The sequence below is a fragment of the Bacillus sp. JJ1503 genome (assembly GCF_036965125.1).
GTDB lineage: Bacteria > Bacillota > Bacilli > Bacillales > Cytobacillaceae > Cytobacillus.
In genome coordinates, this window is the sequence record NZ_JBALOZ010000193.1 from 5,546 (window position 1) to 6,339 (window position 794).

The window sequence follows — 794 nt, forward strand, 5'->3', positions numbered from 1 at the left end:
TTTCGACTCGGTGAGAGAATCATGTCATCCGTTTCAGGAATACTTTCGCCTATATTCTCAGGACCTCTGCGGAAGTACAGTCCAGTACAGGCAAAATCAGTTGCAAACGCAATGCTTCTTGCGGCAAAAAGGGAGCAATCAGGTGTTTATGTCAATGAGAGTGATCAGATTGCGACAGTAAGTGAGAAAAGCGGGATCTAAAATAAGGCATAAAATTATTATTAAGGCTGCCGAATGAATGCTGTAACGAAGGGAGTCTGGTGCATTTGAAAAAAACAATGTTATTTCTTCTTTTATGTATTTTTACATCTACTTCATCTGTTCAGGCACTTAGCTGGGCCTATTCCTTTGTTGTTTGGAAAGGAAATGTATATGAAGTTACAAAGGAAAATATACTTGAAATTGAAATAGGGAAGGTTATCGGAGAAGTAAAAACAAAACCTAATGATATGACTGGAAGTCACTATGGGAATGCCTCAAATTATTATCCAAAAGGAACAAAATACTATGAAATAAATGGTATATCCACGAAATCTGCCATTGCTGTGGAGACAGAAGAAAACAAGTGGGTAAAGGCTGTTTATGTTCATAAATCCCCTTTTCATTGGATGGGCATTGTCATTAAGGTCTTGCCATTACTTGTTTTGTCGGCAATTGTGACTGTAATAATATTGAGGTTGAAAAAGACCTCGATCAATAACATTGAACGTGAATAATGATAAGGAATAGGGCCTTCACGATAGCCAGTTTGCCCTTCTATTGCCCGATAACCAAGGAAAATAGCTGTCACGGTA

Annotated in this window: 1 protein-coding gene and 1 pseudogene; both read left to right on the plus strand. The window is 38.0% G+C overall.

The window, feature by feature from the left end:
- Positions 1 to 201 (plus strand): annotated as a pseudogene (locus V7149_RS15155) (oxidoreductase); the annotation flags it as partial.
- 65 nt (positions 202 to 266) lie between these two features.
- Positions 267 to 716, plus strand: coding sequence for a hypothetical protein (locus V7149_RS15160; RefSeq protein ID WP_335346448.1), 450 nt, complete (start codon positions 267 to 269; stop codon positions 714 to 716).
- Positions 717 to 794: the final 78 nt, after the last annotated feature.